Here is a 7,249-nt window from a genome sequence, read left to right on the forward strand (position 1 = left end):
CCCTCAGAGCGCGTCGCGCAGCGCCCGGAGGCGGCCCAGGGTCGAGGTCTTGCCGAGGATCTCCATCGACTCGAACAACGGGGGCGAGATGCGCTGGCCCGACACCGCGGTGCGCAGCGGGCCGAAGGCGAACCGCGGCTTGATGCCGAGACCGTCCACGATCGCCTCGCGCAGGGCGGCCTCGATCACGGCGGCGCTCCACGCGCTGCCGGTCCCGAGGACGCCGGGGCCGTGGTCGTCGATGTCACCGAGCACCCGCAGGGCGGCGTCGAGCACCTGGGGCGCGTCGTCCTTGAGCTGGGCCCGGGCGTCCTCGGCGACCTCGAGCTGGTCGTCCGCGACGAAGAAGGGAGCGACGAGGGCCGGCGCCTCGGTGAGCAGCGCCATCCGCGGCTGGATCAGCGCGGCCACGGCCTTGAGGCGGCCCAGCTCCCCGAGCGACTGCGTCTCGCCGAGGATGCCGGCCTCCACGAGGTAGGGCAGCAGCCGCGAGGCGAAGTCACCGGTGTCCAGCTGGCGGATGTAGACCCCGTTGAGCCACTCGAGCTTCTTGAGGTCGAAGATGGGCCCGATGGGGTTGACCTTGGCCCAGTCGAAGGTCCGGCTGAAGTCGTCGAAGGTGAAGACCTCCAGGTCGTTGCCGTCGGCGTTCTGCTGCGGCGGGTAGGCAAGCAGCGCAAGGAAGTTCACGAGCGCCTCGGGCAGGTAGCCCTGCTCGCGGAACCACGTGAGACGCGCCGCGGGGTTCTTGCGCTTGGAGATCTTCGACTTGTCCGTGTTGCGCAGCAGCGGCATGTGCGCGAAGGCCGGCGGCTCGAGGCCGAGCCACCGGTAGAGCAGGACGTGCTTGGGCGTCGAGGAGATCCACTCCTCACCGCGGACGACGTGCGTGATGCCCATCTCGTGGTCGTCGACGACGACGGCCAGGTGGTAGGTCGGGAAGCCGTCGGCCTTGAGGATGACCTGGTCGTCGGGACGGGGCGCCGACACCTTGCCACGGATGACGTCGTCGAAGACGAGCGGGACGTCGTCGGGGATGAGCATGCGCACCACCGGGGTCTCGGTGAAACCGGGCAGCTCGGCGCGCTCCTCGCGCGTCTTGCCCACGCAGAGGCGGTCGTAGCCGGTGGGCTGCTTGGTCTTCTGCTGGACCTCGCGCATCTGGTCGAGCCGCTCCTTGGAGCACCAGCAGTAGTAGGCGTGCCCGTCCTCGACGAGCCTGTCGACGTAGGGGCGGTAGGTCTCGAGGCGCTCGCTCTGGCGATACGGCGCGAACGGCCCGCCGACGTCGGGCCCCTCGTCCCAGTGCAGCCCGAGCCAGGCGAGGGTGTCGTACAGCTGGGCCTCGGAGTTCTCGCGGAACCGGACCCGGTCGGTGTCCTCGACCCGCAGGACGAACTGGCCGCCCTGCTGGCGGGTGAACGCGAGGTTGAACAGCGACATGTAGGCCGTGCCGACGTGCGGGTCGCCGGTCGGGCTCGGGGCAACTCGGGTGCGCACCGGTCCGCTGCCGTCGGAGGTCGACACGCGCTGCTGCGCCGGGTCCGTGGAGAGGCGCACCTCCACGGCGGGGACGGAGGTCGCGGGGGTGGCCGACGAGGCTGAGGTGGTGGACGCGTCGGGGGTGCTGGTCGTGTCGCTCATGGTGGGGTCAGCCTAGTGGGCCCGTCGCAGGGGCCCCGACGCCGCCGGAGCCGTCCCGGACGGCCCCCGCTCCCCCGTGGACGCCCGGTCAGCGCCGGACGAAGGTGTTCGTCAGCGAGCCGATGCCCTCGATCTGCACGGTCACCTGCTGGCCGGCGTCGACCAGCCCGACGCCCGCCGGCGTGCCGGTGAGGATGACGTCGCCGGGCAGCAGGGTGAACGCCGCCGAGGCGTGCTCGATGATCGCGCCGATCCCGTGGACCATGTCGGCCGTCGTGCCGTCCTGCCTGACGTCGCCGTCCAGCGTCGTGACGATCGACAGGTCGGCCGGGTCGAGCTCGGTCTCGACCCACGGGCCGAGGGGACAGCTGGTGTCGAACCCCTTGGCGCGCGCCCACTGTCCGTCGGTGCGCTGCCAGTCACGGGCCGTGACGTCGTTGGCGATGGTGTAGCCGTAGATGCAGTCGGCGGCGTTCTCCGCCTTGACGCCCTTGGTGATCGTCTTGATGACGACGGCCAGCTCGCCCTCGTAGGAGACCTCGCTGCTGCCGCTCGGCAGGACGACGGGGTCGAACGGTCCGACGACCGACGTGTTCGGCTTGAAGAACATCATCGGCTCCGCGGGCGCCTCGCCGCCCATCTCCGCGGCGTGGTCGGCGTAGTTCTTGCCGATCGCCACGATCTTCGACCGCGGGATGACCGGCGCGAGCAGCCGCACGTCCGCGAGCATGACCGGGTCATGGCCGCTCGGCTGGAGCCCGACGTAGAGCGGGTCACCGGCGAGCGGGGTGAGGACCTCCTGCCCGGGGTCGCCCTGGACGATGCCGTAGGCCGGGTCGTCCCCGGTCGTGTACCTCGCGATGCGCACGCGCCTCAGCCTACGACGAGGCCGCCCGCGGTAGTCCCCCGGTCGTCCGGCAGCCGACGCGGTCGTCCCGGCCGTCGTCGCCTCAGAAGGTGCGCCGAAGCCTGAGGTCGAGCGGTCGGCCGTCGGGGTCGTAGACGAGGCGGTACAGGGGGTCGGCCCACAACCGGGTCAGCCGCCCCTGCGCCGGGCTGTCGACCGGACGCAGCCGGCCCGCCGGCCGCGGGGCCGAGGCAGGGTCGCGGTGCCAGGACGCGAGGGCTCGGGCGCTGTCGGCGTAGGCGGCGAAGTGGTTCTCGAGGGCCAGGTCGGTGTCGGTGTCGAGGTGCTCGCGTGCGAGCTCCTGACGCAGCGCCCGGGCCAGCTCCGGGTGCACGACCGCGGCGGACAGCTCGGAGTCGTGCGTCCATGACCGCCGGTTGAGGTTGTCCGAACCGACCGCCACCCACTCGTCGTCGACGACGCAGACCTTCGCGTGGACGTACACCGGGGTGCCCTGCCTGTTCTCGACCCCGTAGGCGGCGACGCGGCCCGGCGCGGCGGCGTGCAGCGTCTGGAGCAGCCTGGCCCGGCTCACGAGGTTCGGGGCGTGGGCGAGGGTGCCGTCCTGGTCCGGCTGGTGCGGCAGGACCACGACGACGCGAAGACCGGGCGCCCGCCTGAGGGCGTCGACGAGGACGCCGCACACCTGCGCGGACCACAGGTACTGGTCCTCGAGGTAGATCAGGTGCCGGGCCCGCGAGAACGCCTTCGCGTAGGCCCGCGCGACGCTCCGCTCTCCGCGTGGAGCGAACGGGTAGCCGCCCAGGCGGTGGCCGTACGTGCGCAGCAGCTGCACCGGGTGCGGCCCCGTCGGCGCCGGGTCCGGTTCCTGCGGTGGGAGCGGCCGGCGGCGCGGGCGGTCACCGCGCAGTCCGTCGAAGGCCCAGCGGATCGGCGAGCGGCTCAGCGCCTGGGGGTCCTCCCAACGCTCGCGGAAGACGGTCTCGACGTCACCGACGACGGGACCGGTGAGCGCCAGCTGGACGTCGTGCCACGGCGGCCGGGGGCCGTAGACCTTCGCCATGGTCTGGGGCTGCGGGTCGCCGGCATGGCTCGCGTCGTCGCGCCGGCTGTGGCACAGGTCGATGCCGCCGAGGAACGCGACGTCCCACTCGGGCCGGCCGGGGTGCCGCAGCACCACGAACTTCTGGTGGTGCGAGCCGCCGAGCCGGACCCGCATGTCGAGGTAGCACTCACCACCGGCCGCGTTGATGTCCTCGCCGAGGTGACGGTTCTCCTCGGCGGAGAAGGCGAGCCGGTCCCAGTGGGACCGCCAGACGAGGCCGCGGACGTCGACGCCCCTGCGGGCGGCGTCGGCGAAGACGGCGGCGACCTCGCTCCCCGGCTCGCCCGTCAGGCGCTCGTCGGGGTCGCCGCGCCAGTCGACGAAGAGCAGCAGGTCACCCCTTCGCATCCGGCAGACGCGGTCGCTGAGCGCCGCGAAGTACGCCGCCCCGTGGATGAGAGGTGTGACGAGGTTGCCCTCGCTCCAGGCGAGCCCGCCCGGACGGCGCCTGTCGAGCAGGGTCGAGGGGTTGCCGCGCTCCTCGGCGCTGAGGTACCAGTCGGCGACGGCCACGGGAGCGAGCCTAGGCCGACGGCGGGCTCCGCCGGTGGATCAGCGCGGCCAGACGATGGTGACGTCGGCCGGCGAGCCGGGCAGTCCGCTGGCACGGGTGCGGTACTCGGGCACGCCGACGCACGTCCAGAGCAGCCCCGCGACGTCCGCACCGAGCAGCGCCGCGAGGTCGGAGTCGCGGAACGTCATGCCCGACGCGGCCGCGCCCAGGGCGTAGGCCATGAGGTGCAGCCTGCCCTCCGCGAGACCTGCGAGCAGCTGGGCGTCGCGGTAGCCGTGGTCGTCGAGGTCCGCCAGGTCGACGCCGCTCATGGCGACGAACGACGCGTCGTGGGCCAGCCCCTGCTCGAGGGCCACCCCGTAGAGCTCGGCCCGGACGGTCTCCTCGTCCAGGGCCCGGACTGGGTGGTCGACGTCCGGCCACCGTGCGATGCCCGAGGGCACGCCGTCGACGGCGCTGACCCCGAGCCAGTGCGGCAGGTCGACACCCCGGAGCGCCACCGCCATGGCGTCGACGAGCACGTCGCGCGGCAGCGAGCGGTCGGCGCGCAGCCGGCGGATCGAGCCCTTGCTCGCCACGACGGCATCGGTGCTCGGGCCGGCCTGCGCGCGCGTGGTCAGGTGGACCGGGGCACCCCTGCCGAGCTCGGCCCCGAGAGCGTCCCGCTCCCCCGCTCGCTGCGCGGCCGTGACGAGGGGGAACTCGAGGCCGTCGGCGTCGTGCCGACCCGGCATCGGGTCACCGGTCGGGTGCACGGCAGGGGCACCGGGGCCGAGCGCCACGAGGGCCACGGGCAGCTCGTGCACACGGTCGGCTCCGACGAGGGCGGCCACCTCGGCGTCGGCGAACGTCGTGAAGAGGCGGGCCGGGACGCCCGCGGAGTCGGCGAGCGCGAGCAGTTGGGCAAGCATCGTCCCGGCGTCCCAGTACACGTGCCGGAACCCGCGCTCACGGTAGCGCCAACCGGTGCGCCACGGGATGCCGGTGACGACCAGGGTCGGGGCCTCACCCGTCGGCGGCGGCCCCACCGTGGCGAGCGCGTGCGCCTCGGGGTCGTACCAGTGGAGTCCGGCAGGCACGTCGGCGGCGGCCTCGCCACCGCGCGGCACCGCGACGTAGAGCTCGAGCGGGAACCGGGCCCCCGCCGAGCCCGCGGCACGGAAGAGCAGGAGCCCGCCGTCCCGCCGCGTGCGACGAGTGACGCCCGAGGACAGGTAGAGCAGACGGGCGAGGGCGGCGAGGTCGAGTCGGGCCACGGGCACCTGGGCCGTGCCCGCGAGGACCGTGGTCGCCGGGGCGGTCGTGGCGGGCAGGTCCGGAGGCAGCAACGTCCGCGTCAGGTCGTCGTCGTAGTGCTTGTACCAGCGCGGGCGGTGGGCGAGGTCGTTCGGCACGAGGTCCTGGACGAGGCGGTCGTCGGGCGGCACCTCCGTCCACTCCCGGTCGGGCGAGTAGGACGTGAGGCGGTGCAGCAGGTGCGTGGGCAGCTCGACGTCGGGTCCCATGGGCCCATCCTGCCCGCCGAGCAGCTCGTGGACCGCTCGTGGGCCGCTCGTGGGCCGCTCGGGCGCGGCTCGCGCGCGGCGGACCACCGCACCGATCACCTACCCTCGTCGCGTGCACGTGATGACCGAGCCCGAGTGGCGCGAGCGGACCCGGGCCCACGAGGCCCGGGTCGACGCGGCGACCGCGGGTCACCGCGCGCGGCGCCTCGACGGCCGCCCCCACCCGGTGGAGGACTTCCTCTTCACGTACTACTCCTTCACGCCGTCGCAGCTGCGGCGCTGGCACCCCGGTCCCGGGATCGCGTTGGACGGACCTGCGCCGCAGAGGGACTGGCGCTTCTACCGCCTCGGTGGCCCCACCGTGTCGGTCGACGTCGAGGCCTTCCTCGAACGGCGCGGCGACACGGTGCGGTTCGTGCGCGAGCTGCTCGTGCGCACCGCGGCACGACCCGGCCGCTTCGGCTGCTTCGGGCTGCACGAGTGGGCCATGGTGTACCGGCTCGACCCCTCGGACGTGCGCCACTCGGCGTGGCCGCTCCGGCTCGGACGCGAGGGGACCGACGCCGTCGTCGACGCGCACCAGGTGGCCTGCTCGCACTTCGACGCCTACCGCTTCTTCACCCCGGACGCGGCGCCGCGCAACGCCCTGCGACCGACGCGGGCCGCTCAGGTCGACCTCGAGCAGCCGGCCTGCCTGCACGCCGGCATGGACCTCTACAAATGGGCCCACAAGCTCGTTCCCGTCGTGCCGGCCGACCTCGTCGCCGACTGCTTCGAGCTGGCCCGGGACATCCGTTCGCTCGACATGCGCGCCGCCCCCTACGACCTGCGCGAGCTCGGCTACGAGCCCGTGCCCATCGAGACCGCCGAGGGCAGGGCGCGGTACGTCGCGGAGCAGCGTGGTTTCGCCGGGCGCGGGCAGGCGCTGCGCGGCCGCCTCGTCGCGGCCCTCGATCAGGTCCTCCGACCCTCCGAGCCCTCCGAGCCCTCCGAGCCCTCCGAGCCTTCGGTGCCCTCGATGCCCTCCGAGCCGTCGGCACCCTCGCCGTCGTCGACGTAGAGACAGAACGGGTGCCCGGCCGGGTCGAGCATGACCCGGACGTCCTCCTGCGGCTGGTGCTCCGCGAGCTGTGCGCCGACCTCGACGGCGTACGCGACGGCCTCGTCGAGGTCGTCGACCTCGAGATCGAGGTGCAGCATCATGAGCGGTCGGCCCGGCTCGCTGGGCCACACCGGCCGGACGTAGTTCGGCTCCTGCTGGAAGGACAGGTTGTACCCCCGGTCCGCCGACGGCGCGAGCGTCGCCCAGCCCGGCGTGTCCGTGAAGAGGGTCCACCCGAGCAGTCGCTGGTAGAAGTGCGCCAGCCCCGACGCGTCGGGGGCGTCGAGGACGACGCCGAACCAGTGGGAGCGCGTCCGTAGGGCCATTCCCCCAGTGTGAACCCGACTCCCGACCCGCCGGCGTATCAGGCGGGCCCGTCGTTGCTCTGAAGAGTGTCGGCGAAGGTTCAGGCACGCGCGCCGACGACGCTCTCCCGACAGGGGGTTGGTGCCGGACGGGGCCTGGGCCTGTCTCTTATACACATCTGACGCTGCCGACGACGGAGAGAGTG

Annotated in this window: 6 protein-coding genes; 1 reads left to right on the forward strand and 5 read right to left on the reverse strand. The window is 73.3% G+C overall.

The features are described 5' to 3' along the window. Positions 1-3 precede the first annotated feature (3 nt). The 4 genes from gltX to ACPYOM_RS08785 all read right to left on the reverse strand — a co-directional run bounded on the left by gltX (position 4) and on the right by ACPYOM_RS08785 (position 5,636). Positions 4-1,644, reverse strand: coding sequence for a glutamate--tRNA ligase (gene gltX / locus ACPYOM_RS08770; RefSeq protein ID WP_481345652.1), 1,641 nt, complete (start codon positions 1,642-1,644; stop codon positions 4-6). 88 nt (positions 1,645-1,732) lie between these two features. Next, the gene (locus ACPYOM_RS08775) at positions 1,733-2,512 is read right to left on the reverse strand and encodes a fumarylacetoacetate hydrolase family protein (RefSeq protein ID WP_481342644.1); all 780 of its coding nucleotides are present in this window, start codon (positions 2,510-2,512) and stop codon (positions 1,733-1,735) included. Positions 2,513-2,594: 82 nt separating this feature from the next. Next, positions 2,595-4,130 carry a phospholipase D family protein gene (locus tag ACPYOM_RS08780; RefSeq protein WP_481345653.1) on the reverse strand — a complete coding sequence of 512 codons (1,536 nt, stop codon included), beginning with the start codon at positions 4,128-4,130 and terminating at the stop codon, positions 2,595-2,597. 39 nt (positions 4,131-4,169) lie between these two features. Beyond that, a complete protein-coding gene (locus ACPYOM_RS08785; RefSeq protein WP_481345654.1) occupies positions 4,170-5,636 on the reverse strand; it encodes a hypothetical protein in 1,467 nt (488 codons plus the stop codon). 112 nt (positions 5,637-5,748) lie between these two features. Between ACPYOM_RS08785 and ACPYOM_RS08790 the strand changes: the two genes are divergently transcribed. Next, positions 5,749-6,696 (forward strand): 3-methyladenine DNA glycosylase, encoded by a 948-nt coding sequence (locus tag ACPYOM_RS08790; RefSeq protein WP_481345656.1) that lies wholly within the window; start codon positions 5,749-5,751, stop codon positions 6,694-6,696. Here ACPYOM_RS08790 and ACPYOM_RS08795 read toward each other — a convergent pair. Next, complete coding sequence (locus tag ACPYOM_RS08795; protein ID WP_481345657.1) at positions 6,591-7,064, reverse strand: VOC family protein; 474 nt, start codon at positions 7,062-7,064, stop codon at positions 6,591-6,593. The genes ACPYOM_RS08790 and ACPYOM_RS08795 overlap by 106 nt on opposite strands. Between the last annotated feature and the right edge of the window lie 185 nt (positions 7,065-7,249).

The organism is Monashia sp. HAY1-2A (assembly GCF_056755315.1).